This is a genomic window from Pseudomonas sp. IT-P218 (assembly GCF_949767605.1).
In the GTDB taxonomy this organism is placed as follows: domain Bacteria; phylum Pseudomonadota; class Gammaproteobacteria; order Pseudomonadales; family Pseudomonadaceae; genus Aquipseudomonas; species Aquipseudomonas putida_AE.
This window is the reverse complement of sequence record NZ_CATKQQ010000001.1, coordinates 198112-220336: the sequence shown is the minus strand read 5'-3', so window position 1 is coordinate 220336 and position 22225 is coordinate 198112. Positions and strand designations below refer to the sequence as shown.

The window sequence follows — 22225 nt, the reverse complement described above, 5'->3', positions numbered from 1 at the left end:
CGGTTTCCTTACGTCACAGGTTCTGGACAAGGGTACGTATCGCAGCGTAGTCCAGCGATGAGCGGTTGTCAGATAGGCGCCACTCAGTTGGGGTCGAGTAACCCACCGCTCCAGTTGCGCGACGGGCGGCTGCCGGTGAACTTCGCCACCCCCATGTCCTGGGCGATCAGGCGATCGCGATAGCGTGTGACCAGGCGCCCGGTCTGCTCGGCATACAGCACCACCTCGGAGGACGGATCGCCGGGGCGGCGCAGGATGCGTGCGAAGCGCTGACCTTGCTCGACCCGATCGCCCAGCTCCTTCTCGAAGATCAGCACCCCAGGCTGCGGCGCAAGAACGGTCTCCATGTGGCCCATCTCCACCGCCTCGACCGGCCAGTCGGCGGGCGCCACCGTATCCTCGATGACCCCCTGGCCACAGAGCCAGGCGTAAAGCCCCTGGGCATCCTGTGCGGCGAAACGGTCGCTGACGTCGCCCTGCCCGCGCAGCTCCAGGGTCGCGGCCATGCGTTGCGCGGTCGTGCCCTCGCGCAGCCACGGGGCAATGATGGTTTCCTCGAAGGAGCCGTCGTCGCCGTCATCCCAGATGATCGCCACGTCCATGCGCAGCGCCGCCGCCAGTTCACGGCCACGGGGCCAGAAACTGCGGTGCACATAAAGGTAGGGCAGCGCCTCGTCGTCGGTGTGCAGGTCCAGCACCACATCCGCCGGCGCCGCCAGTTGCACCAGTTTCTGTTGCCACACCTGGACAGCGGTCGAAGGTCGCTGCATCGCGGCCGACTGATCGAAACCCCGGTTGAAGTTATGCCCGGTTGCATCGTGATAGCGCCCAAGAATCCGCCCCTGGCGAAACTGGCCGATGCCCAGCGGGTTGGCCTGTGGCACCACCGTCACACTGCCCTTGAGCCGGCCTTGCGACTCAGCCGCTTCAAGGCGTTGCATCAACAGATGCAGCACCAGCATGCCGGCGATTTCATCGGCATGCACCCCGGCCTGCAAGTGCACCTTCGGTCCACCTTCGGAACCCTCGAAGCGCCAGACTCCGACCTGCACCGGATCGCCATTGTTGTTGCGAACGCTGAACGAAATATCCTGTGCCATCCGTTTGTCCTCCTGTCATTGATCCGCGACACCCGTCCGGCCGCCATCGGGCTTGATCTCGTCCGCTTCGGGATAAAGGGGTTGCGACACGGAACATTCGGCGCCGACGACGTCCTGCGACGGGTGCCGACCGAAAATCATCGCCAGGGTGCCGCTGACTGCGATCAACCCGGCGCCGATCATCAACGACACATCCATCAGCGTGCCCCAGATCAGGCTCGACAGCAGGAAGGCCCAGATCAGCCCGGTGTACTCGAACGGCGCCAGCACGGTCGCGGTGGCGCGCTGGAAACTGGCGAACAGCAGGAACTGGCCGATGCCGCCCATCAGGCCGGCGCCGAGCATGCCCAGCCAGGCTGGAACCGGTGCCGGGGTGTGGGTCCAGGGCAACGCCAGCGCCATGCAAATCACAAACACCACATTGGTGATCAGCATCTGCTCCAGCACCGAGGTCTGCTCATCGACCTGGCGCAACTGGATATAGGTGAACGCCCAGCACATCGCCGCCAGCAGCGTCAGGACAATGGGCAGCGGATCGGCCATGTTGCTCGGGCGACAGGCGATCACCACCCCGATAAACCCGATGATCAGGGTGAACCACTGCCAGCCGTTGACCCGTTCCTTGAGAATCGCCGTCGCCAGCACCGTGACCATGATTGGCGCCGAGAAATACAGGGTGGTCATCTCCGCCAGGGTCAGGTCGCGGGCCGCCGTGTAGTACAGCAGCCAGGCCGCGATCGACAGTAGGCCGCGCACCACCAGCAGCCGCCGGCTGGACGAGCGCCAGGCACGCCGCACCAGTTGCAGGCGCCCGATCAGCAAACAGGCGAGCACCACCACCAGGGCGCGCCAGAACAGGATGGTGAACACCGAATAATCGGCCACCAGCCACTTGATGCCGGCGTCCTGCAAGGACAGGAACGCGTAGCCCAGGGTGCACAGGCCAATGCCTTGCAAGGAGCGGTCAACCATTGGCGTGCTTTTCATCAGGCGGACCTGCGAACCGGGGTGCCACGGCGCTCGAAGAAGGCGAACAGCGCCTCGATCAGGAACGTCAGGCACACGTAGACACCGGCCACCAGCAGCAACGGCTCATACACTTGCAGGGTTTGCGCGCGCACCACGTTGGCCGCGCCCAACAGATCGATCACGGCAATGGTCGAGGCCAGGGCCGTGGATTTGAGCAGCATCACGGTTTCCCCGGCCAGCGTCGGCAACAGCAGGCGCAGTGCCCGGGGCAAGCGCACCCGCAACAGGGTCTGGCGCGGGGTCATGCCAAACGCCGAAGCCGCTTCCATTTCGCCTTTGGGCACCGCCAGCAGGCCACCGCGGATCACTTCGCCGACATAGGCCCCCACCGACACCACCAGGGCGAACACGATGTACCAATAGCCGTCACGCAGGTACGGCCAGAGGAAACTGCCGCGAATCAGCGGGAACTGCGCAAACAGGCTGCCCAGGCCGTAGTAGAAAATGTAGATCTGGATCAGCAAGGGGGTGCCGCGGGTCACGCTGGTGTAGAACAGGCTGAGCTTGGCGATGACCTTGTTCTTCGAGATCCGCGCCAGCGCCACCAGCACCGCCAGGACAAAACCGAACACACTGGAAATCACCAGGATCAAAAGGGTCGTCTGCAGCCCTCGGACCAGCAGCGACGCGTATTCAACTATCCACGCTGGAATCATTTCATTCTCTCTGCCGATTTAGTCAGCAAGAGGCATCCAGCGACGAATGCGTCGCTCGAGCCGTCCCGACAGGTAGTTGGACGCCAGCGTCACCGCGTAGTACAGCGCCGCGGTCGTGAGGTAGAACAACAGGTAATGACGCGTCGAACCCGCCCCTTGCCGGGCGGTGTACAACAGCTCGTTGGTGCCGACCACGCTGATCAGGGCGCTGTCCTTGATCAGGTTGATCCACAGGTTGGCCATCCCCGCCATCGCGTAGGGCGCCATGATCGGCAGCGTGACGCGCCGAAACAGGCCGAAACCGTGCAGGCCGAAGGCTTTCGCCGCTTCGATCTGGCCGAAGGGAATGGCCTGGATCGCCGCCCGGAAAATCTCCGACGCGTAGGCGCCCTGTACCAGGCCCAGCACCACGATCGCCGCCAGCGGCCCGCTGACATTCACCGCGTCGTAACCCAGGGTTGCCATCAGCGAGTTGAGCAGCATGGAGCCGACGTAGTACAGCAACAGGATCAGCAACAGCTCCGGCACCGCGCGGAACAAGGTCGTGTAGCCGCGAGCCAGCGCTGCAACGGGTCTTGGTCCGCCCAACTTGAGACAGGCCACCACCAGGCCGATGGCCAGCCCGACCACGAAGGCCCCGGCGGAGATCTGCAGGGTCATCCACAGGCCCTTGAGCAGCGCCGTGCCCCATCCCTGCTCGCTGAAACTGATCAAATCGAACATTGCTGGCATTTGAGTCTCCAGTGGCGCACGCGATCCCTTGTGGGAGCGAGCCTGCTCGCGATAGCGGTGGTTCAGTCAACATCGATGTCGACTGTAATGCCCTCATCGCCAGCAGGCTGGCTCCCACAGGGTCTGTGTACAGATCCGGCAAATCAGAACGCCGGCTTCACGCTCGTGCCGAAGTAGCTCTGGGACAGATCGTCATAGTCCTTGCTCGCCAGCAGCTCCTGGATGGCCTTGTCGAGTTTGGCCTTGAGCTCGGTGTCATCCTTGCGCAGGCCGGCACCCACGCCCTTGCCGAAGATCGGGTCGTACGGCACGGCGCCGAGGTAGGCCAGGTCCTTGGCGTCGGGGGTCTTGACGAAGGCGGCCATGGCGGTGCCGTCGGCCATCATCAGGTCGAGGCGCCCGGCGATCAGGTCGGCGTTGGCCGAGTCCTGGGTGTCGTAGTACTTCACGTCGGCGATTTTTTCGTAGTAGGTCTTCAGGTAGCTGGCGCTGACCGTGGAGTTCTGCACGCCGATGGTCTTGCCCTTGAGGTCGTCCGGGTACTTCTTCACCGAAGCGTCCTTGGGACCGACCACGGCGATGACCGAGTCGTAGTACGCCTTGCTGAAGGCGATCTGTTTTTCCCGCTCCTGGGTCACCGACATCGAGGAAAAGATCACGTCGATCTTCTTCGCCAGCAGCGACGGAATGATCCCGTCCCACGCCACTTCCTTGATCTCGCACTCGGCTTTCATTTCGCTGCACAGCTTGTGGATCAGGTCCACTTCAAAGCCCTTCCACTCGCCGTTGGCCTGTTTCTCGGTGTACGGCGGATAGGGTTCGGCGGCGACCGCGAAGCGGATCGGCTGGGCTTGTGCCGAACTCATGGCGGCCAGCAGCAAACAGCCGGCGCCGGTCAACCAGTGTGCAAAACGTCGATTTCCCATGGTGTTTTCCCGTCTTTTTATTGGTGTTAGCGAGTTTGATGAGCGTTGACGAATTGCCGGCAACGCTCGCTGCGTGGGTGTACGAACACTTCGTCCGGCGAACCGGTTTCCTCGATCAACCCTTGATGCAGAAAGGCGACTTTGGACGAGACATCGCGGGCAAAGGCCATTTCATGGGTTACCAGGATCATGGTCCGACCTTCTTCGGCGAGAGAGCGGATCACCCGCAGCACTTCCCCGACCAGTTCCGGGTCGAGTGCCGAGGTGGGTTCATCGAACAGCATGACCTTGGGCCGCATGGCCAGGGCCCGGGCGATGGCCACCCGTTGTTGCTGTCCCCCGGAGAGAAACGCCGGATATTCGTTGCGCTTGGCCGCAAGGCCCACCCGATCGAGCAAGGCTTCGGCACGTTCGGTGGCCTCCGCCTTGCTCTCACGAAGGACCTGGGTCGGCGCTTCGATGAGGTTTTCCAGCACCGTGCGATGGGGCCAGAGGTTGAAGTTCTGGAATACCATGCCCAGGCTCGAGCGGATGCGCACCAGCTGTTTGGCGTCAGCCACCAGCGGTGCGCCGGGGCGGGTGTGGTTCAGGTGAATGCTTTCGCCGTCCACCAGGATGCGCCCCTGGTCCGGCACTTCGAGCATGTTGATGCAGCGCAGCAACGTGCTTTTGCCCGAGCCGCTGGCGCCGATCAGCGAGATCACCTCGCCTTCGCGGGCCGTCAGGGACACGCCCTTGAGCACCTCGATGTTGCCAAAACGTTTGTGCAGGCGGTCGACTTCGATCATGGTTCGCGCAGTGACCGGCTCCCTGACCGGTTCGCTCGACACGCGGCTGATCACAGGCTTGGGTGCTGGCGCTTGCAACGCCTGGACAAAATCGCGGATACGCTGGGAGGCCTTGGCCAATACCAGGGACTCGGCATGCGCGACCAGGGCGGGATCAGCGACGATCCAGGCCATGGCCCAATCGGCCATCGGGTGGGATTTCGCCAGGCTGCCGATCACCACGCAACGCTCGGCCATGCCCGGCGCTGCCGCGAGACTCAGATGCGGGTGCTGCAGCGTCAGGTCGTCATGGACCTCGTCGATCACCACCCACAGGTCATGGGCGATGGCGAGTCCGGCGATGGCTTGCAAGGCTTCAGGGTTGCGCTTCGGGCCGGACAGGAAAATCGCCCGGGTCCGCGGGGTAATCGCCTTGGCCAGCGCTGTGGCTTCCGCCGAGATCGCCACCTGCACCAGCTTGACGCCGCAGGCCTTGAGCGACGCCTCACAGGTCAGGACCATCGGATCGAGGACAATCACCTCGTCACCTGCGGCCAGCAGGCACATCGACGTGACAAACAAGGCGTTCTGCGCCCCGTCCAGCGTGATCACGCTCGCGGTCTTCGGCTCTCGATTGAGCTGCTTGCCGTAGTGGTCGGCAAGCGCTTCGCGCAAGGCAAGTCGGTCGGTAGATTCGCTGTTGTGTGTGTCACCTTCAGCAGGCACATCAAGAGCGGCATCGGTGATGAAATCCGCGGTGCCAACACCGGGCGTCCGCTCAACAAAGGGTGAAAACCGCATGCCAGTGCCTCGTTCAATATGAAGAAACGCAAGCCCGCAACCAGCCGGGAGAGAAGGTGGAACGAACATAGTCCAAGCTGAACACTCGTTCAACAGAAAACTGTTGAAGGTTCGCGTTCAGCGTAAACAGGTCGTTTTTGCGACAGTCGCGACGTTTTTGCGTACCGACTCTCCAGGCCCATGCAGAAGGCATACAGACGGCTATGCTGCTGTGATGTCCTTTGGTTGGAAAACACCCAATGCAATCAGGTACATCCACACGGATGCGGCATGGTCGACTGCTGCTGCTTGGGGTAGCGGTCCTTGGCGGGTGCGTTCGGCTGGGTCCGGACTTCCAGCCGCCCGGCGAACCCTGGGTCGACCACTGGAACACCCCGGCCCTTGAACACGCCAGTCAACGCGCGCAGTACCCGGACATCCGCCAGTGGTGGCAGATCTTCGCCGACCCGGTGCTCGACCGCCTGATTGCCGAGTCGGACGCGCACAACTCCAGCCTGAAGATCGCCGGCCTGCGGGTGATGGAAGCCCGCGCACAATTGGGCATCGCCGAGAGCGGGCGCTACCCGCAGCTGCAACAGATCGCCGCTGACAGCGTGTACATCGACCGCCATCAGTCCGGCGGGGATAACCCGGTGGACAGCCATTTATGGCAACACAGCGCCGGGTTCGATGTCGGTTGGGAGCTGGACTTCTGGGGTCGCTTCGCCCGTGCCATCGAAGCCGCCGATGCCAGCTATTTCGCGTCTGAAGCCAACTACGACGACGTGCTGGTCCTGCTGCGGGCGCAAGTCGCCGACAGCTATTTTTTCCTGCGCACCACCGAGGCGCGCCTGCGCGTCGCCAATGCAAACGCCAAGCAGCAACATCGCAACTACGAGATCACCGAGAAGCTGTTCAACAGCGGCCAGAACGCCGAACTCGACCTGCAACAAGCCAAGACCCAATACCTGGGCACGTTGAGCACCATCCCCCTTCTGGAAGATCAGCTCCATCGCACCCGCAATGCGTTGGCCGTGTTGATCGGCCAGGCGCCCGGTGCGCTGCCACTGGTGGTCGACAACACCCGGTTGATCCCGCTGGTGGATCGCGCCGTGCTGCAGGATGTGCCGGCCAACCTGCTGCTGCGCCGGCCCGATGTGCGCGCAGCCGAGCTGAATGTCGCGGCGCAGTCGGCGCTGGTCGGGGTGGCCGAAACCGATTACTACCCGGCCCTGACGTTGCTGGGCAGCATCGTCTGGTCCACCGACTCCTTGAGCGCAACCTCCCGCAGCCTCGACCTGATTGGCGGGCCGAGCCTGCGCTGGAACGTGTTCGACTATGGCCGCATCGCCAACAACATACGCGTGCAGGATGCGCGCTTGCAGCAATTGATCGAAGCCTATCGCGACAAGGTGCGCCAGGCTGCACGCGAAGCGGATGACGCCGCCAACGGCCTGACCCGCTCCCTGCAGCGCGAACGCATCCTGCGCGAGGCCGAAAGCGCCGCACAACGTTCGCTGGCCCTGGCCAACACGCTGTACCGCGAAGGTTATTCGGACTTCCAGCGGGTGCTGGACGCCCAGCGCGCGCTGCTCGAACTCCAGGACAATTACCTGGTCAGCCGTGGCGATGCGGTGAGCAATGTGATTGCCCTGTACAAGGCGTTGGGCGGCGGTTGGTACAGCGCCCAGCCCAGGGTCGATGCCGCCACGCGCCAGCAAATGGAACAACGGACTGACTGGGGCGACCTGCTCAACGATCCACCGGCTGAGCAGCCTGCCTCCCCCTTGCCCAATCAGGTGAAAAAACCATGACTGAAGCCGCGCCCTCCCCTCAGCCAGCGCAGCCTGCCGCCGATCCCGCGAAAAAAGGCATCAAGTGGGTGTTACTGCTGATCGTTTTCAGCCTGGCCTGGTACCTGTTGGCTGACCGTTTCACACCGTACACCCAGCAGGCACGGGTGGGCGCGTTCGTGATTCCGGTGGCGGCGGAAGTCGCCGGCCGGGTGATCCGCGTCAATGTGCGCAATAACCAGGACGTGAAGGCTGGCGAGGTGATTTTCGAGGTGGACCCGCAGCCCTACCAGATCGCCGTTGACCGTGCGCGTGCCGACTTGGAATCCACCCGCCGGCAGATCGGTGCCAGCACCGCCGGTATCGCCTCGGCCCAAGCCAGTCTGCGCGCGGCACAAGCCAACGAACTCAAGGCGAAGCAGGATAACCAGCGGCTTGAAGGCTTGTACCGTGAAGACCCCGGGACCGTTTCCGTGCGCCTGCTGGAGGTTTCCCGCGCCGCCCGCGAAGCGGCCACCAGCCAGGTCGCCGCTGCCCGCGCTGAAGTCCAGCGTGCGAAGGAGCAGGAAGGTGGCAAAGAGGAGGACAACGCCCTGCTGCGCAGCGCCGCCACTGCCCTGTCGAAAGCCGAACTGGATCTTTCCAACACGCAGATCCGCGCCCGTTCGGCCGGGTTGATCACCGACCTGCGCACCGACGTCGGCCAGTTCGCCGCGGCCGGCAACCCGGTCATGACCCTGATTGCAATCCACGATGTGTGGATCAGCGCCGACATGACCGAGAACAACCTCGCCCTGGTCAGGCCCGAGACCCCGGTGTCCATTGCCCTCGATGCGCTGCCCGGCGAAGTGTTCCAGGGCCGCGTGCGCAGCGTCGGCTACGGGGTCAGCGTGGGCACCCCGGCCGCTCCCGGCAGCCTGCCGACGGTGCAGAACAGCCGTGATTGGCTGCGCCCCGCCCAGCGTTTTCCGGTGATCATCGAGTTCTCGGCCGAATCCTTGTCGATGCTCAAGGACAACCGCGCGATCCGCTCCGGTGGCCAGGCCGAAGTCATGGCCTTCCCTTCCGAAGGCAACGTGCTCAATCCACTGGGCCGGTTGTTCCTGTGGCTGATGAGCTGGCTGTCGTATGCCTACTAAGCGTTCGCCGAGGGTGCAGCGCGCGCTGCGCCTGGCCTGTGGCACTGCGCTGTGCCTGGCAGTGAGTTTTGGCCTGGGGATGCCGATCCCGTTCCTGGCACCGGTGCTGGGGGCATTGTTGCTGGTCAGCATCAATCGCCCGTTGCCGTTCAAGGCCACCCTGGTGCTTGCACTGACTGCGATGCTGACCACCGGCATCGGCCTGCTGCTGATCCCCCTGCTGCGTTATTACGCCTTCAGCGGCGTGCTGTTGATCGGCCTCGGCCTGCTGATGGTCTTTCGCTACGGCCAACGGGGCGGCAACAACCTGGTGGTGACCTTCCTGGTGATCGGCCTGACCATGATCCCCGCAGCCGGAGTCGCCGACTTCGGCCTGGCGGCGACGGTGATCAAGGCGCTGACCAGCGGCTTGCTCCTGGCGGTCCTGATCGGTAGGGTGAGTCACTGGCTGTTCCCCGAACCGGCCAATACCCCGACGCCCCCACCCGCCCCGGCTCTATCCACTGAAAACGTCGACCGGGTGGCGTTACGCGCAACCCTGATCGTAATGCCGACGTTTCTGCTGGCCCTGATCGACCCCGCCAGCTACATGCCGATCGTGCTCAAGGCCGTGAGCCTGGGCCAGCAGAGCTCCACCACCAACGCCCGCGATGCCGCCCGCGAGCTGATTGGCTCGACCTTGCTGGGCGGCCTGTTGGCCATTGCGTTCTGGAGCGCACTGACGGTCTTTGTGCACCTGTGGATGTTCTTCCTGTGGATGCTGCTGTTCGCCCTGATCCTGGCGCGCAAGCTCTATGGCTTGAGCCCGGGGCGGTTTAGCCCGGGCTTCTGGCTCAACACCTTGGTCACCCTGATTATCCTGCTCGGGCAATCGGTGCAGGACAGCCTGGCGGGCAAGGACGTCTACACCGCCTTTGCGGTGCGCATGGGGTTGTTCATCGCCGTGACGCTGTATGCCTGCCTGATGGTGTATTTGCTGGATCAGCGGGAGAAAAACCAGTCGCAGGGGCCAGTGCCGATCATATAAAGCGACCCTTGTGGGAGCGAGCTTGCTCGCGATGACGGTGGCACAGTTAACACTGCGATAACTGACAGTCCGCTATCGTCGAAACGCCGCCCGGAGCAAGCTCGCTCCCACAGGGTTTTGCATTTTTGATGAAAATTGATAGGAACCAGATTCAGGGATTCACCTGATACCCCTTGCCCTGCAAGCAACTGGTATACGCCGTCGAAGTGGTCGCGGCGTTGGTTTTCTCCTGCTCCCGGCGCTCCTGGCGCTGGCGCGAACCGCCGACCACAACACCTGCCGCCGCCGTTTGCTTGGCGCGGTCCTGTCGGTAGTCCTGCTTGTTATCGTCATCGACTCGATCATAAAACTCGTCATGCTGACGCCCGCGCACCTGGGCCCCGGCCGCACCGGCCGCAGCGCCCACCGCGGCGCCCTTCAACCGTCCGCCCGAGGGTGTCGAGGTGGTCGATGCACTACTGGCGGCGATGCTGTTGCATTCATTGATATCCAGTTGGGTCTGTTGCGAAGTCTGGCCCTTCAGCGGTACTACCGTCTGGGTCCATCCCTGGGCACTGAATAACGACAGTGCGACGCACAGGCCGATGGGTGACAACCTTTTCATGATGATCTCCTGATGGGCGTGATTCACCCGAAAGAGTGTAGTTCAGCCCTCCTCGTCCACCTCCATGACCAGGCTGTTTTCCACCCAGCGCACCGGTACCGGTTCCAGCCTCGCACCTTTACACGGTCCATCGATACAGTGCCCGTCTTCAAATCGAAACATCGCGCTGTGATGCGCGCACATCAGCACCTTGCCGCGATAGGTGCAGAACTCCTGCGGGCGATAGTCCAGCGGCACGGAAAAATGCGGGCAGCGGTTGATGTACACCCACACCTGCTCGCCCTGGCGCACCGCAACGAGGCCGGCGGGATGCAGGTGCTGGTGCTGAGGCAGGCCCAGGGCGCCACAGTCGGCGATGTCTTCCCGTTGGCACAAGGTGATGAGGGTCATGGTCAGCCACGCAGTTCCGGGTTGCCGAGGCTCCAGTGCCAGGGGCGTATCTGGATGCTCGCGAAAAGCCCGGCCTGGACGTAGGGATCGTCCTTGATGAAGGCTTCCACCTCCGCCAGGCTGCCGGCTTCGATCACCAGCAGCGTGCCGTTCATTGCCGCGCCGACATCATCGAGGGTCGGACCGCCCAGGCGTACCACCACCCGGTGGGTATCGGTCGCCCGCAGATGCGCCTGGTGGCTGGGCCGCAGGCGCTGGCGCAAGGCCAGGGAATCCGGGTGGTCGGTGGCGAATACCGCAAAAAACTGGCCCATGCTTCACCCGGCTTCCATGACGAATTCATAACACGCGCGCTTGAACGGCAATGGCATACCCAGGCGTGCGGACACTTCATCGTGAGCGGTGCGGTCTTCATAGATCACTTGCAATGACTGCTTCACGCCGAACACCGCGTCGGACCCCAAGTACGGATCGTCGTGATTGAAGAGGTGGGTCACCAGTTTGCGATACCCCGGCACCTCGACCATGAAATGCAGGTGCGCCGGTCGCCAGGCATGCCGATTAGCGGCATTGAGCATGCGTCCAACCGGGCCATCGGTGGGGATCGGGTAGGCCACCGGGACAATGGTGCGAATCGCAAAGCAGCCGTCAGCGTCGGTACGATAACGACCGCGCAGGTTGCCGAACGGCTGTTCGCTGTCCTGGCCCGAATACATGCCGTTTTCGGCGGTCTGCCACACGTCCAGCACCGCACCGGCCAAGGCATTGCCCTGGGTGTCGACCACCCGACCGCGCACCAGCGCCGTCTCGCCCGGGGTGAAGGCCATGTTTTCGCCGAATGCGCGCTCGGGCATGCCTTCGATGTAGAACGGCCCGAACACCGTGGTTTCGGTGGCAGTGGCGCTGTGTCGATGGTTGATCGCGTCGACCAGCATCGACACGCCGAGGGTATCCGACAACAGAATGAATTCCTGGCGCACCAGGCCATCGCATTTTTGGCCGGTTGCAGTCAGGAAGCGAATGCCCTCGAACCACTCCTGTTCGGTCAGTTCGACCTCGCTGACAAATGCGTGCAGGTGCCGGACCAGGCTTTGCATGATCTGTTTGTAGCGGGCATCCGGGGCGTCGGCGAAGCTGTTCACGGCCTGCTCGGAAATCAGTTTTTCTACCACTTTGTCTTGATCGGTCATTGTTCTTGTTCCGACATGGGCTGGCTGCGCTGCTGGGGTCAGGCTGGCGCCTGGCCATTCAATGCGCGGGTCAGCAGTGCTTCGATCGGGCCTTGTTCAAACGGCCGTGGATTGTAATAAGGGCTGGCACAGGCAATTTTTGCAGCCTCGGCCGGACCGTTTGGCGGTAGGCCGATGTCCGCCAGTGCCAATGGAATGCCCAGCTTCTGGTTGAGTGCATACAACAATGCACCCACCTCACTGGCCGAGCTACCACCCAGGGCGCGCGCGGCGCGTTGCAACGGCTCGGCGGCCGCTTCGCGGTTGTAATGCGCGGCATGGGGCAGCACGATGGCGTGGGCCTGGGCGTGGGGCAGATTGAAGGTGCCGCCCAGGGTGTGGCAGAGCTTGTGGTGCAAGGCCATGCCCACCGAGCCCAGGCAAATGCCCGCCAGCCAGGCGCCATACAAGGCTTGGCTGCGAGCGTGAGGATCGTTGGGATCATTGACCACGCCGGGCAAGGCCTGGGCCAGCGAGCGGATGGACTCCTCGGCCATGAAACCGACGATCGGATTGGCGTCCTCGGCGTACAGCGCTTCCACCGCGTGGGCCATGGCGTTCATGCCCGAACAGGCGGAGATCTGCGCCGGCAGGGTTAGGGTCAATTGCGGGTCGTAGATCACGGTTTTCGGCAGGACCCGAGGGTCGCGTCCGGTTTTCTTCAGGCGATTTTCGGTCAGGCCGTAGATCGGCGTCATCTCGGAGCCTGCGTAGGTGGTCGGCACCGCAACGATCGGCAGCCCCGAATCCATGGCAATCGCCTTGCCCAGGCCAATGGTCGAGCCACCGCCAATGGCCACGCAGCAATCGGCATCCAGGCGCGCCGCTTCGACGCGTGCCGCTTGCGCCACTTCCAGCGGCACGTGCATCACCGCATGCGGATAAACACCCGCGGCGCGATCACCGAGCAACGCCGCGACGCGCTCGCCCAGGCCGTGCTGTTCCGGCGTGGTGAGGATCAGCGCCCGACGGGCTCCCAGCCGTTCGATTTCTTCAGCCAGCGCCGAGAGCTTGCCCCAGCCGAACACCACACGGGTCGGCAGGCTTTGGTAGACAAAAGGATTCATGGCCGGCCTCAACGCTTGAAATGTGGCGGGATTTTTGCGTCGACGTTGACCCATACCGAGCGTGCTTCGGTGTAGTCGTGGATCGCTTCGAAACCCATTTCCCGGCCATAACCGGATTGGCCGACGCCGCCGAACGGGCTGCCCGGGCTGACGCGTTTGTAGCAGTTGATCCAGCACATGCCGGCATGGATGGCGTCGGCCATCTTGTGCGCACGGCTCAGGTTCTGTGTCCACAGGCCACTGCCCAGTCCGTACTCGGTGCTGTTGGCGATGGCCAGCGCTTCTTCGTCGGTGCTGAAACGCACCACGGTAACGAACGGGCCGAAGACTTCTTCCTGGCACACGCGATCACCGGGCTTGGCCTCGACCACGGTCGGCTCGACATAAAAGCCCTTGGCCAGCGCCGGGTCGTCCGGTGCCTTGCCGCCAGCGAGAACCTTGCCGCCCTGTTCGATGGCGATGTCGATGTACGCCATGACACGGTCGCGGTGCAGGGCCGAAGTCAGAGGGCCCATTTCGGTGTCCGGGTCCATCGGGTCGCCCAGGCGAATCGACTTGGCCAGGGCGATGAAACGCTCGAGGAACTGGTCCGCGATGTCTTTGTGCAGAATCAGCCGCGAACCGGCGATGCAGGCCTGGCCCTGGTTGTGGAAGATCGCCCAGGCAGCGCCGTTGACCGCCGCTTCCAGATTGGCGTCTGCAAACACAATGTTCGCCCCCTTGCCGCCCAGCTCCAACTGGATGCGCTTGAGGTTGCCTTTGGAGGCTTCGACAATGCGCCGACCGGTCGCGGTCGAGCCGGTAAAGGCAATCTTGCCGACGTCGAGGTGTTCCGCCAACGCCTGGCCCGCGGTATGGCCGTAGCCCGGCACGACGTTGACGACGCCTTTGGGGAAGCCGACCTCGGTCATCAACTCGACAATGCGCAAGGTCGACAGCGGTGTGATTTCCGAGGGCTTGATGACGACGGTGTTCCCCGCCGCCAGCGCCGGGCCCATCTTCCAGCTGGTGAACATCAGCGGAAAATTCCACGGCACGATCTGCCCGACCACGCCAATCGGCTTGCGCTGCACGTAATTGAGGAACCCGGCTTCGACCGGAATCACCGTGCCTTCGATCTTGTCGGCCATGCCACCGAAGTAGCGGAAGCACGCAGCGGTGCGCGGTACATCCAGGCCACGGGAATCGCGGATCGGGTGCCCAGTGTTGAGGGATTCCAGCTGCGCCAGTTCTTCGCTGCATTCCTCGATCCTGTCCGCCAGTTTCAGCAACAGGCGTCCACGCTCGGCAGCGCCCAGCGCCGACCACGCCGGGAACGCGCGTTTGGCGGCGGCCACCGCGAGGTCGACGTCGGCGGTTTCGGCGGCGGCGATGCGGGTGATCAACGAGCCGTCATGGGGCGACACGACGTCGATGGTGCCGCCGGCGAGCGCATCAACGAAGCGGCCATCGATATAGAGCTGATTTTGCATAAGGGTTTCCTCGCACCGCGCCTAAGGCGCAGTGGCTGACTGGATGGCTGAGCGCGTGGCCCGGGGCGATGCCGGGCCACGCACGAGGTCTTAGAATTCGATCGGGTACGGCTTGAGCTCGCCGCTTTCGTAGCGTTGCGGCAGGTTCGGCGTGGCGTTTTCCCAGACCAGCAGCATCGAGCGCTTGGTCGAATAGCCCTGGTGGCGAATGTCGGCGGGCATGGCGCAGATGTCGCCGGCCCGCATGGTGATGCGCGCACGGGGGTTGCCGTCGTCCTTGTCGCCGACATCCCAGATGATCTCGTCCGACAGCTGCAGGAACCACTCGATCCGGTCATTGCCATGGAACACCGGCAGGATGAATTCTTCGGTGGTCGGGCAGAACAGGCTGGCCTTGCACACCGAGGTCACCGAGGGGTTCCAGGTCACGTCGGAGCGCGACAGGTACTTGTGCAGGTTGAAGGCATGCAGCTGGCCTTCGAAACCTTCGGCGGCGTGGATTTCCGGCTCGTCCTGGGGCACGTCGATGAACTGGCGGTTGACCGGCAGATCGTTGCGCAGCGGCGAGTCATCCGGCAGGCCGGGCATGCGTTTGGTGGCGATGCGAAAGCGTTCGATGGCTTCGATGTTGTTGCCGTTCTTGCGACCGAAGGCGCTGCCGGTTTCTTCCGGGGCGGCGAACGGGTCGAAGGTGGCGTTGGTCCAGTCGCGCAGGATCGCCTTGAACGTCGCCATGATCAGCGGCGTCTCGAAGTTTTCTGTGTAGTTGACCCCTGCCGCCTTGAGCGTTCCATTGAAGGTGCCGGCGTACAGGTCGACCTTGCCGTAGTAGTTGCGGGTGCCGATGACGTGGTCGAAGTTGACCCAGCCGTAGAAAAAGCCCCAGGCCACGTCGCGCATCAAGGCTCGCAGGAAGGCATCGACCGGAATCAGATGGGAACGGGTCTGACCTTTGGCGGGCCAGGTGATACGGGCGAAATACTCGTCGCGCGACAGCTCGAAGGCGCCGAGTTTGAAAGCGCGGTAGCCGGTGACGACGTCGGCGGCGCTGGCCTGGACGTCTTCATCGGCAAACAGTGGGGTAAGGGCTGCGGTTTCAAGCATGGCCATGACAGAGTTCCTCTTGTTTTTGTTGGCGGGGTCGGCTGGGCAGATCACTTCAGGCAGATGTCGGCCCACTTCTCGACCGACAACGGGCCCTTGATCGTCTGCTGCAGGATCACGCCCGGGCGACTGGCTTCGAAGCGATAGGCCGTGCCCACCGGCAGCAGGCACTGATGGCCGCGCTTGAGCAGGACGTAACCCATGGGTTTGCCCGCCGGCACATCACCGGCCAGTTGCGTGCCCTCGCCTGCCATCAATGGCGCATCGAGCTTGAGGAAATCCACCCGCACTTCACCGTCCATGACGATGGCGAATTCGTCGTGCGCAGCGGTGTACCAGGGCGACTGGCCTTCCGCGCGCAGGGTTTCGATGACGTAGCCGAGGTTGAGACCCACCACGACCTTTTCATAAGGCCGGGATTGTTCCGCCACTTCGAACACGTTGGAAAAGGCGTAGTGACTGGCCTGGCCGCTGATGATTTCAACCGATCCCTTGGTGTACTTGTCCAGCGAGCCGAAGACCGTTTCGATTGCCGCGCTACTCATGGTTTTCACCGTTTTGTTGTTGTAGTAACAGTGAGGCAACAGTACGTCTGAGGCCTTGCGGGAACAATTAGAGAGTCAGCGACAACAGTGTTCGCGAAACGCAAACACTGGGGTCATTGTGGGAGCAAGCTCGCTCCCACAGGTTTGGTGTGACTCAACGGATCCAGCCGCGTTCGAGCAAGGGCTTGTCCCAGCATGGCTCATCGCCGAAGTTCTCCACCAGGAAGTCGATCAACGTACGGACTTTCAAGGCCCGGCGTTGGGTGGCGGGATACACCGCGGAGAAATTGAAGGAGGACAACGCGTATTCGGGCAGCACCGGAATCAGCCGCCCGCTGAGCAGGTCGTCACTGGCCACCAGCGTCGGCAAGCAGACAATACACACGCCAGTCTGGGCGTAATCACGCAACAGATGCACCGAGTTTGAGCGCACCTGACCCGGCAGGCTCAGTTCCACCTGCTCGTCTTCGCGGTTGAACAGCCAGCGGTTGCGCGACGGATAACCCTCATACAGGGCGATCTTGTGTTGCAGCAGTTCCTGGGGATGGGTCGGCACGCCGAACTCGCTGGCGTAATCGGGGGACATGCAGAACAAGCGGCGAACGCTGAACAATTTGCGCTCGATCAGGGTTTCCGCCATCGGCGGGAACATCTGGAACGCCACATCAAAGCCTTCTTCGATCGGGTCCACCACCCGGTCGTTGACGATGACGTCTACTTCAATGTCCGGGTAAAGCCGCGTGAACTCGGCCAGCATGCGGCCAAAATGGCCGATGGCAAAACCGGGCAGCATCTGCACCCGCAGCTTGCCGGTGGGTTTGGCGCGCAGTTCGCGCATGTGCTCGGTCAGCGAGTTGAAACTCGCGACCATGTCCGCGCACTCCTTGTAGTACGTCTCCCCCACTTCGGAGAGCCGTACATGGCGGGTGCTGCGATGGAACAGCGGCGCATTGATGAACTGCTCCAGCTGCTGGATGCGATGGGTGATGACCGAACGGGTCACGCCCAGCTGCTGGGCCGCCCTGGCGAAGTTGCCGGTTTCGGCAACCCGCACGAAGGCTTCGACACTGAGTAAACGATCCATGGGGCATGGTTCCTGGAGAATGCCTACAGAAATTGTTCTTATAGGAACAGCGAGGTTAGCCTGTCGGTACCTCGCACTCCACACTCCGGACTGCACGCTATGGCCGGGATTGCACGGTCAACCGTCGCTGCATCGGGAAAACCTGCCAGCCCAGGCGTTCGCTGATCAATCCCCACACTCCTTGCGGAGCCTTGAGCATCATCACCACCGCAACCACCCCGAGAATAATCATGTACACCGCGCCGTACTGCGCCAGGCATCCGCGCAACGCAAAATAGATCAGCGTGCCGATCAAAGGCCCTTCCAGAGTGCCGATGCCGCCGATGATCACAATGAAAATCACCACCGCGGTCCAGTCCTGCAGGTTGAACGCGGCGTCCGGGGAAATCCGCAGTTTTTGCAGGAAGATCAGCGCGCCGACCACCCCCGTACAACCAGCGGCCAGCACGTACACCATCAGCTTGGTGCGGAACGTATCGACCCCAAGGCTGCCGGATGCCGGCTCGGAATCGCGGATCGACGCCAGTGCCAACCCCTGTCGCGAACGCAGCAGGAAGAACACCACCGCCATGGCGGCAATCGCAATTGCCAGTGCGGTGAAGTAGATCAGCGTCTCGCGACCGTCCCGGTCATTGCCGATCTGCCGCACGATCGCCGCCGGCAGACTTTGCCCCGAGCCGCCGCCAAGACTGCTCATCTGCGCCAGCCCCAGGCGAAACACTTCAGCTACCACCCAAGTGCCAATGGCGAAATAGGCACCACGCAGGCGAAACACGATCAGCGCCGTGGGAATTGCCAGCAGCGCCACCAGTACCCCGGAGAGCAAAACCGCGAACAATGGCGGAACACCGAACTGGCTGGCGAGCATGAACAACAGATAGCCCCCCAAGCCGACGAACGCCTGCTGCCCGACCGAGACCATGCCGGCGTAACCCGCCAACAGGTTCCACATCTGCGCCAGCGCCAGGTAATACGCGAACTCCACCACCAGACGCAGGCTGGCGCGATCCGCCCAAAGTGGCGCACTGAACAGCACCAGCACACACAGCCCCAGCAAGGACAAACCAATCGTGCTGCTGGTGGTGGTGCGTTGCACGCGCCAGGCCAGCGCCGGATTATTCAAGGCATTCATCAGTCGACACTCCGTGGAAACAGGCCACGCGGACGCACGACCAGGATCAGCAGAAACACCAGGTGACCGGCAAGGATCTGCCAGCCCGGATCGATTTTGGCGCCCACGGCCTGGGCCACACCGAGAATCACCCCGCCGGCCAGGGTGCCCCACAAGCTGCCCAACCCGCCGATGATCACCGCTTCGAAACCGTATAACAGCCGCGCCGGCCCCACCGTCGGGTCGAAACTGGTACGGATCGCCAGGAACACCCCGGCAATAGACACCACCGCCATCGCCAGCGCCATGGCCAGACCGAAGATATGCGCGTTGTTGACGCCCATCAGCCGTGCGGTGTGCTGGTCATCGGAGGTGGCCCGGAACGCCCGGCCCAGTGCGGTTTTGTAGAACAGCAATTGCAGGCCGCCAATGATCAGCAAGGCACTGCCAAACACGATCAGCGGCATGACGCCCACGCTCAGGCTGCCGAAACCGACACTGGCGACTTCCAGTTCGCCCTGGGACAGTTTCTGGCTGTCGGCGCTGAAAAATTCCAGCAGCAGGTTCTGCACGATGATCGACAAGCCAAAGGTCACCAGCAGGGGCGGCAGGATGTCCGTGCCCAGGGTGCGGTTGAGCAACAGCCGTTGCAGCAGATAACCGAAACAGAACATCAGCGGCACCACGATCAGCAGGCTCGCCAGCGGGCTGAAGCCCAGATGGTTGACCACCACCAGCGCCAGGTACGACGCGAGAACGATGAAGTCACCGTGGGCGATATTGACCAGGCGCATGATGCCGAACATCAACGACAGCCCCACCGCGAACATCGCGTACAGTCCGCCGAGCAACATGCCTTGCAGCAAAGTATTGAGCCATTCCATATCTAGATCCCGAAATACGCGGCTTTGATTTGCGCTTTGTCCGCATCCCCTGGGCGCCCGGTCAGGGACACGCGCCCTTCCTGGAAGCAATAGAAGCGATCGCAGACACTCAATGCCTGATTGATGTCCTGCTCGACGAGAATCACCGTGGTGCCGTCGGCCTTGATCGACGGCAGCGCGGCGTAGATGTCCTTGATCGTGGTCGGCGCCAGGCCCAGGCTGATCTCGTCGCACAACAGCAAGTGCGGGTTGGCCATCAAGCCCCGGCCGATCGCGACCATTTGCTGCTGACCGCCGGACAACGCTGTGCCTGGACGCTTGCGCAATTTTTCCAGCACCGGGAACAGCTGATAGATGCGCTTCAGCGTCCACGGTCCCGGGCGTTTGCTGTAGGCGCCGATCAACAGGTTTTCTTCGACGCTCAGCGACGGGAACAGCTTGCGTCCTTCCGGCACCAGGGCAATGCCGCGCTCCAGCACCTGATTGGCCGCCATGTCACCAATGGCCTGCCCCTTGAAGGTGATGGCGCCGGGCTGGTTTTTGATCAGCCCCGCCAGCGAGCGCAGGAACGTCGATTTGCCGGCGCCGTTGGAACCGATGATCGCCACGGTTTCCCCCTGCTCCAGGGTCAGGCTGATGTCGAACAGCGCTTGAAAGTCGCCGTAGCCGGCGCAGAGTTTTTCAATGGTCAGCATGCGTCAACTCCCGATACCCATGTAGATCTCCTGGACCCGAGGGTCGGCCATCACGCTGCGCGGCTCGCCTTCGGCCAGTTTGGCGCCGAAGTTGATCACGGTCAGGCGACTGACCACCGCGAGCAAGGCATGCACGATGTGCTCGATCCAGATAATGGCGACCCCGGATTTGTGGATGCCCTGGATGGTTTCCACCAGTGCCAGGCATTCCGGTTCGGTCAGGCCGCCAGCGATTTCATCCAGCAACAACAGGCGTGGCTGCGTCGACAAGGCGCGGGCCATTTCCAGGCGTTTGCGGTCCAGCAGTGTCAGCGAACCGGCCAGCACGTTGGCCTTGCGCATCAAGCCCGTCAGTTCCAGCGTTTGCGCGCACCATTGGCTGGCCGCCTTGTCACGCAACTGCGCGCCAAAGGTCGCACCCACCAGCAGGTTCTCGAACACGGTCATTTTCACGAACGGGTGCGGGATCTGGTGGGAACGGCCAATGCCCTGTTGGCAACGCTTGAACACCGGTACCCGGGTGACGTTGCGGCCTTCGAAATGGATCGTGCCCTTATCGGCTGCCACGCCACCGGCGATCAGGTTGAACAGCGTGCTTTTACCCGCGCCGTTGGGGCCGATGATGCCCAGGGCTTCTCCCGGTTGCAGGGTCAGGTCCATGGCGTCCGTGACCTTCACCGAGCCGTAGCTTTTGTGCACATCGGTCATTTGCAGAAGTGGTTGTTGCATGGTGCACCCGTTGCTTTTACCGCGATCAATACGTAATGGCCTGCATCTCGCCGCCCAGCGGGATCGCCGGCGCAGTGGCATTGCTGGTCACGATCAGGTCGTATTTGTTGTCGTTGCCCAGGCGCCATTGGCCGCTGACCAGCGGCGTCTTGGCGACGTTCTTCACCGGCCCGCCGTTCCAGTTGATCGGCCCGACCACGGTATTGAGATTGGTCTTGAGCAAGGCATCACGAACGGCATGTGCGTTACCGACTTCCTCGGTGCGCTTGAGGATGTCCACCGCCAGTTCGAACAATGCATGCACGAAGCCCAGCGGTTGCGTCCATTGTTTGCCGGTGGCCTGGGTGAACCCTTGGGCCAGTTGTCCGGCACTGGCACCGGTCAATGAAGAGCTGAACGGGTGCGTCGGGCTCCACCAGATTTCCGTCGACAGGTTGTTGCCGGCCTTGCCCAGCGCATCGACCGCGGTGGGAAACAGCAACGCCTTGCCCACCGAGACCGCTTTGGGCTTGAAGCCCTGCTGGCGTGCCTGGGTCCAGAAGGTGCTGAGGTCCGGTGGAATCACCACCCCGGTGATTATCTCGACATCAGCTTTTTTGAACGCGGCGATCTGCGCCGAGAAGTCGTCGGTCAGGCTCTGGAAGCGACCGGGATCAACCAGTTGGAAACCCTTTTGCGCCAGCACCGGTGGGAAGCCGAGCTTCTGGTCGCCCCAGGCATTGCCGTCGCCATCATTGGGAAACAGGCCGCCGACCACTTTGTTCGACGGCATCGCGCCCCACATCGAACTGTAGGCGCCGATCACATCTTCAAGGCCCCAGAAAAAGTGGTAGGTCCACTCGAAGCCCTGATCAGGCTTGCCACCCCGGGTGAAAAACCACGGCTGCCATGGCGCCACCGTGGAAATACACGGAATCTCGTTGATTTCGCATTGATCGGACACGGGATTGGTGGTTTCCGGGGTTGACGACACCAGCATCAAGTCGACCTGATCGGACAGGATCAGCTCGCTCGCCACCTCCGCCGCACGGTTGGGGTTGGACTGGCTGTCCTTGACGATAACTTCCAACCGGTACGCCTTGCCGCCCACATTGACCGTGTTCTTCAACACTTGCTTGAGCGATTCGATGATGTAGTTGTCGGCGGCGGCAAACGGTGCCAGCGGACCGGTCTGCGGGCTGACGTAGCCGAGCTTGATCACCCGCTCACTGCCGATGGCGAAGTTGAACGGCATACTGGCCAAGGCCACACCACCGGCGGCAATACCGGTGCTGCGCAGGAAAGCACGGCGGGAAAAGTCGCGGCCAAACAGGTTTTTATCGTTGTTGTCTGTCATGTAGAACTCCAAAAGCCCGGACGAAC

Annotated in this window: 23 protein-coding genes and 1 pseudogene; 3 read left to right on the top strand and 21 right to left on the bottom strand. The window is 62.7% G+C overall.

Annotated elements, in window-relative coordinates; all coding sequences use genetic code 11:
* Positions 1-83 precede the first annotated feature (83 nt).
* From ACM6I6_RS00940 to ACM6I6_RS00910, 7 genes and pseudogenes are all read right to left on the bottom strand, one after another.
* Positions 84-1100 (bottom strand): succinylglutamate desuccinylase/aspartoacylase family protein, encoded by a 1017-nt coding sequence (locus ACM6I6_RS00940; RefSeq protein ID WP_414919255.1) that lies wholly within the window; start codon positions 1098-1100, stop codon positions 84-86.
* A gap of 15 nt (positions 1101-1115) precedes the next feature.
* Complete coding sequence (locus ACM6I6_RS00935) at positions 1116-2087, bottom strand: DMT family transporter (protein ID WP_274075727.1); 972 nt, start codon at positions 2085-2087, stop codon at positions 1116-1118.
* Positions 2087-2785: an ABC transporter permease gene (locus ACM6I6_RS00930; protein WP_323608995.1), complete on the bottom strand. Its 699-nt coding sequence runs from the start codon at positions 2783-2785 to the stop codon at positions 2087-2089. Before ACM6I6_RS00930 ends, ACM6I6_RS00935 begins: the two co-directional genes overlap by 1 nt.
* An 18-nt stretch (positions 2786-2803) precedes the next feature.
* Complete coding sequence (locus tag ACM6I6_RS00925; RefSeq protein WP_414919254.1) at positions 2804-3517, bottom strand: ABC transporter permease; 714 nt, start codon at positions 3515-3517, stop codon at positions 2804-2806.
* Positions 3518-3660: 143 nt separating this feature from the next.
* Positions 3661-4443, bottom strand: coding sequence for a transporter substrate-binding domain-containing protein (locus ACM6I6_RS00920; RefSeq protein WP_274075730.1), 783 nt, complete (start codon positions 4441-4443; stop codon positions 3661-3663).
* Between the two features lie 26 nt (positions 4444-4469).
* A complete protein-coding gene (locus tag ACM6I6_RS00915) occupies positions 4470-5231 on the bottom strand; it encodes an ABC transporter ATP-binding protein (RefSeq protein WP_414919258.1) in 762 nt (253 codons plus the stop codon).
* 132 nt (positions 5232-5363) lie between these two features.
* Positions 5364-6011: pseudogene (locus ACM6I6_RS00910) on the bottom strand (aminotransferase class I/II-fold pyridoxal phosphate-dependent enzyme); the annotation flags it as partial.
* A 239-nt stretch (positions 6012-6250) separates the two neighbouring features.
* Between ACM6I6_RS00910 and ACM6I6_RS00905 the strand changes: the two are divergent.
* Genes ACM6I6_RS00905 through ACM6I6_RS00895 form a run of 3 tightly spaced genes read left to right on the top strand, consistent with a single transcriptional unit; the run spans position 6251 to position 9949 of the window.
* A complete protein-coding gene (locus ACM6I6_RS00905) occupies positions 6251-7804 on the top strand; it encodes an efflux transporter outer membrane subunit (protein WP_414919253.1) in 1554 nt (517 codons plus the stop codon).
* Positions 7801-8922 carry an HlyD family secretion protein gene (locus ACM6I6_RS00900; protein WP_274075733.1) on the top strand — a complete coding sequence of 374 codons (1122 nt, stop codon included), beginning with the start codon at positions 7801-7803 and terminating at the stop codon, positions 8920-8922. The genes ACM6I6_RS00905 and ACM6I6_RS00900 overlap by 4 nt, the downstream gene beginning before the upstream one ends.
* Positions 8912-9949 carry a DUF2955 domain-containing protein gene (locus tag ACM6I6_RS00895; RefSeq protein ID WP_414919252.1) on the top strand — a complete coding sequence of 346 codons (1038 nt, stop codon included), beginning with the start codon at positions 8912-8914 and terminating at the stop codon, positions 9947-9949. The genes ACM6I6_RS00900 and ACM6I6_RS00895 overlap by 11 nt, the downstream gene beginning before the upstream one ends.
* A gap of 151 nt (positions 9950-10100) precedes the next feature.
* On the opposite strand, the gene ACM6I6_RS00890 is transcribed toward ACM6I6_RS00895, so the two are convergent.
* The 14 genes from ACM6I6_RS00890 to ACM6I6_RS00825 all read right to left on the bottom strand — a co-directional run bounded on the left by ACM6I6_RS00890 (position 10101) and on the right by ACM6I6_RS00825 (position 22199).
* Positions 10101-10553, bottom strand: coding sequence for a hypothetical protein (locus ACM6I6_RS00890; protein WP_323626822.1), 453 nt, complete (start codon positions 10551-10553; stop codon positions 10101-10103).
* A 42-nt stretch (positions 10554-10595) separates the two neighbouring features.
* On the bottom strand, positions 10596-10943 hold the full coding sequence (locus ACM6I6_RS00885) for a Rieske (2Fe-2S) protein (RefSeq protein ID WP_414919251.1): 348 nt from the start codon (positions 10941-10943) through the stop codon (positions 10596-10598).
* 2 nt (positions 10944-10945) lie between these two features.
* Positions 10946-11257 carry a YciI family protein gene (locus tag ACM6I6_RS00880; RefSeq protein WP_414919250.1) on the bottom strand — a complete coding sequence of 104 codons (312 nt, stop codon included), beginning with the start codon at positions 11255-11257 and terminating at the stop codon, positions 10946-10948.
* A 3-nt stretch (positions 11258-11260) separates the two neighbouring features.
* Positions 11261-12133, bottom strand: coding sequence for a dioxygenase (locus ACM6I6_RS00875; RefSeq protein ID WP_414919249.1), 873 nt, complete (start codon positions 12131-12133; stop codon positions 11261-11263).
* 38 nt (positions 12134-12171) lie between these two features.
* Positions 12172-13239 carry a maleylacetate reductase gene (locus ACM6I6_RS00870; RefSeq protein ID WP_414919248.1) on the bottom strand — a complete coding sequence of 356 codons (1068 nt, stop codon included), beginning with the start codon at positions 13237-13239 and terminating at the stop codon, positions 12172-12174.
* 8 nt (positions 13240-13247) lie between these two features.
* A complete protein-coding gene (locus tag ACM6I6_RS00865) occupies positions 13248-14711 on the bottom strand; it encodes an aldehyde dehydrogenase family protein (RefSeq protein WP_406590794.1) in 1464 nt (487 codons plus the stop codon).
* A 90-nt stretch (positions 14712-14801) separates the two neighbouring features.
* Entirely contained in the window at positions 14802-15821 is a 1020-nt protein-coding gene (locus ACM6I6_RS00860; RefSeq protein ID WP_323609005.1) for a hydroxyquinol 1,2-dioxygenase, read from the bottom strand.
* A gap of 44 nt (positions 15822-15865) precedes the next feature.
* Positions 15866-16360: a hydroxyquinol 1,2-dioxygenase gene (locus ACM6I6_RS00855; RefSeq protein WP_323609006.1), complete on the bottom strand. Its 495-nt coding sequence runs from the start codon at positions 16358-16360 to the stop codon at positions 15866-15868.
* Positions 16361-16514: 154 nt separating this feature from the next.
* The gene (locus ACM6I6_RS00850) at positions 16515-17444 is read right to left on the bottom strand and encodes a LysR family transcriptional regulator (protein ID WP_323609007.1); all 930 of its coding nucleotides are present in this window, start codon (positions 17442-17444) and stop codon (positions 16515-16517) included.
* A gap of 97 nt (positions 17445-17541) precedes the next feature.
* On the bottom strand, positions 17542-18576 hold the full coding sequence (locus ACM6I6_RS00845; protein ID WP_406590796.1) for a branched-chain amino acid ABC transporter permease: 1035 nt from the start codon (positions 18574-18576) through the stop codon (positions 17542-17544).
* Complete coding sequence (locus tag ACM6I6_RS00840; RefSeq protein ID WP_323609010.1) at positions 18576-19439, bottom strand: branched-chain amino acid ABC transporter permease; 864 nt, start codon at positions 19437-19439, stop codon at positions 18576-18578. The genes ACM6I6_RS00845 and ACM6I6_RS00840 overlap by 1 nt, the downstream gene beginning before the upstream one ends.
* A 2-nt stretch (positions 19440-19441) precedes the next feature.
* Positions 19442-20134, bottom strand: coding sequence for an ABC transporter ATP-binding protein (locus tag ACM6I6_RS00835; RefSeq protein WP_323609011.1), 693 nt, complete (start codon positions 20132-20134; stop codon positions 19442-19444).
* A gap of 3 nt (positions 20135-20137) precedes the next feature.
* Complete coding sequence (locus tag ACM6I6_RS00830) at positions 20138-20863, bottom strand: ABC transporter ATP-binding protein (protein ID WP_323609012.1); 726 nt, start codon at positions 20861-20863, stop codon at positions 20138-20140.
* Positions 20864-20888: 25 nt separating this feature from the next.
* Positions 20889-22199, bottom strand: coding sequence for an ABC transporter substrate-binding protein (locus tag ACM6I6_RS00825; RefSeq protein WP_323626844.1), 1311 nt, complete (start codon positions 22197-22199; stop codon positions 20889-20891).
* Between the last annotated feature and the right edge of the window lie 26 nt (positions 22200-22225).

Coding starts and splice junctions, on each gene's coding strand:
- ACM6I6_RS00850 (WP_323609007.1), bottom strand. CDS start 17,444: ATGGATCGTTTACTCAGTGTCGAAGCCTTCGTGCGGGTTGCCGAAACC.
- ACM6I6_RS00830 (WP_323609012.1), bottom strand. CDS start 20,863: ATGCAACAACCACTTCTGCAAATGACCGATGTGCACAAAAGCTACGGC.
- ACM6I6_RS00825 (WP_323626844.1), bottom strand. CDS start 22,199: ATGACAGACAACAACGATAAAAACCTGTTTGGCCGCGACTTTTCCCGC.
- ACM6I6_RS00860 (WP_323609005.1), bottom strand. CDS start 15,821: ATGGCCATGCTTGAAACCGCAGCCCTTACCCCACTGTTTGCCGATGAA.
- ACM6I6_RS00915 (WP_414919258.1), bottom strand. CDS start 5,231: ATGATCGAAGTCGACCGCCTGCACAAACGTTTTGGCAACATCGAGGTG.
- ACM6I6_RS00930 (WP_323608995.1), bottom strand. CDS start 2,785: ATGATTCCAGCGTGGATAGTTGAATACGCGTCGCTGCTGGTCCGAGGG.
- ACM6I6_RS00920 (WP_274075730.1), bottom strand. CDS start 4,443: ATGGGAAATCGACGTTTTGCACACTGGTTGACCGGCGCCGGCTGTTTG.
- ACM6I6_RS00895 (WP_414919252.1), top strand. CDS start 8,912: ATGCCTACTAAGCGTTCGCCGAGGGTGCAGCGCGCGCTGCGCCTGGCC.
- ACM6I6_RS00845 (WP_406590796.1), bottom strand. CDS start 18,576: ATGAATGCCTTGAATAATCCGGCGCTGGCCTGGCGCGTGCAACGCACC.
- ACM6I6_RS00865 (WP_406590794.1), bottom strand. CDS start 14,711: ATGCAAAATCAGCTCTATATCGATGGCCGCTTCGTTGATGCGCTCGCC.
- ACM6I6_RS00875 (WP_414919249.1), bottom strand. CDS start 12,133: ATGACCGATCAAGACAAAGTGGTAGAAAAACTGATTTCCGAGCAGGCC.
- ACM6I6_RS00885 (WP_414919251.1), bottom strand. CDS start 10,943: ATGACCCTCATCACCTTGTGCCAACGGGAAGACATCGCCGACTGTGGC.
- ACM6I6_RS00935 (WP_274075727.1), bottom strand. CDS start 2,087: ATGAAAAGCACGCCAATGGTTGACCGCTCCTTGCAAGGCATTGGCCTG.
- ACM6I6_RS00840 (WP_323609010.1), bottom strand. CDS start 19,439: ATGGAATGGCTCAATACTTTGCTGCAAGGCATGTTGCTCGGCGGACTG.
- ACM6I6_RS00900 (WP_274075733.1), top strand. CDS start 7,801: ATGACTGAAGCCGCGCCCTCCCCTCAGCCAGCGCAGCCTGCCGCCGAT.
- ACM6I6_RS00940 (WP_414919255.1), bottom strand. CDS start 1,100: ATGGCACAGGATATTTCGTTCAGCGTTCGCAACAACAATGGCGATCCG.
- ACM6I6_RS00890 (WP_323626822.1), bottom strand. CDS start 10,553: ATGAAAAGGTTGTCACCCATCGGCCTGTGCGTCGCACTGTCGTTATTC.
- ACM6I6_RS00870 (WP_414919248.1), bottom strand. CDS start 13,239: ATGAATCCTTTTGTCTACCAAAGCCTGCCGACCCGTGTGGTGTTCGGC.
- ACM6I6_RS00925 (WP_414919254.1), bottom strand. CDS start 3,517: ATGCCAGCAATGTTCGATTTGATCAGTTTCAGCGAGCAGGGATGGGGC.
- ACM6I6_RS00880 (WP_414919250.1), bottom strand. CDS start 11,257: ATGGGCCAGTTTTTTGCGGTATTCGCCACCGACCACCCGGATTCCCTG.
- ACM6I6_RS00905 (WP_414919253.1), top strand. CDS start 6,251: ATGCAATCAGGTACATCCACACGGATGCGGCATGGTCGACTGCTGCTG.
- ACM6I6_RS00835 (WP_323609011.1), bottom strand. CDS start 20,134: ATGCTGACCATTGAAAAACTCTGCGCCGGCTACGGCGACTTTCAAGCG.
- ACM6I6_RS00855 (WP_323609006.1), bottom strand. CDS start 16,360: ATGAGTAGCGCGGCAATCGAAACGGTCTTCGGCTCGCTGGACAAGTAC.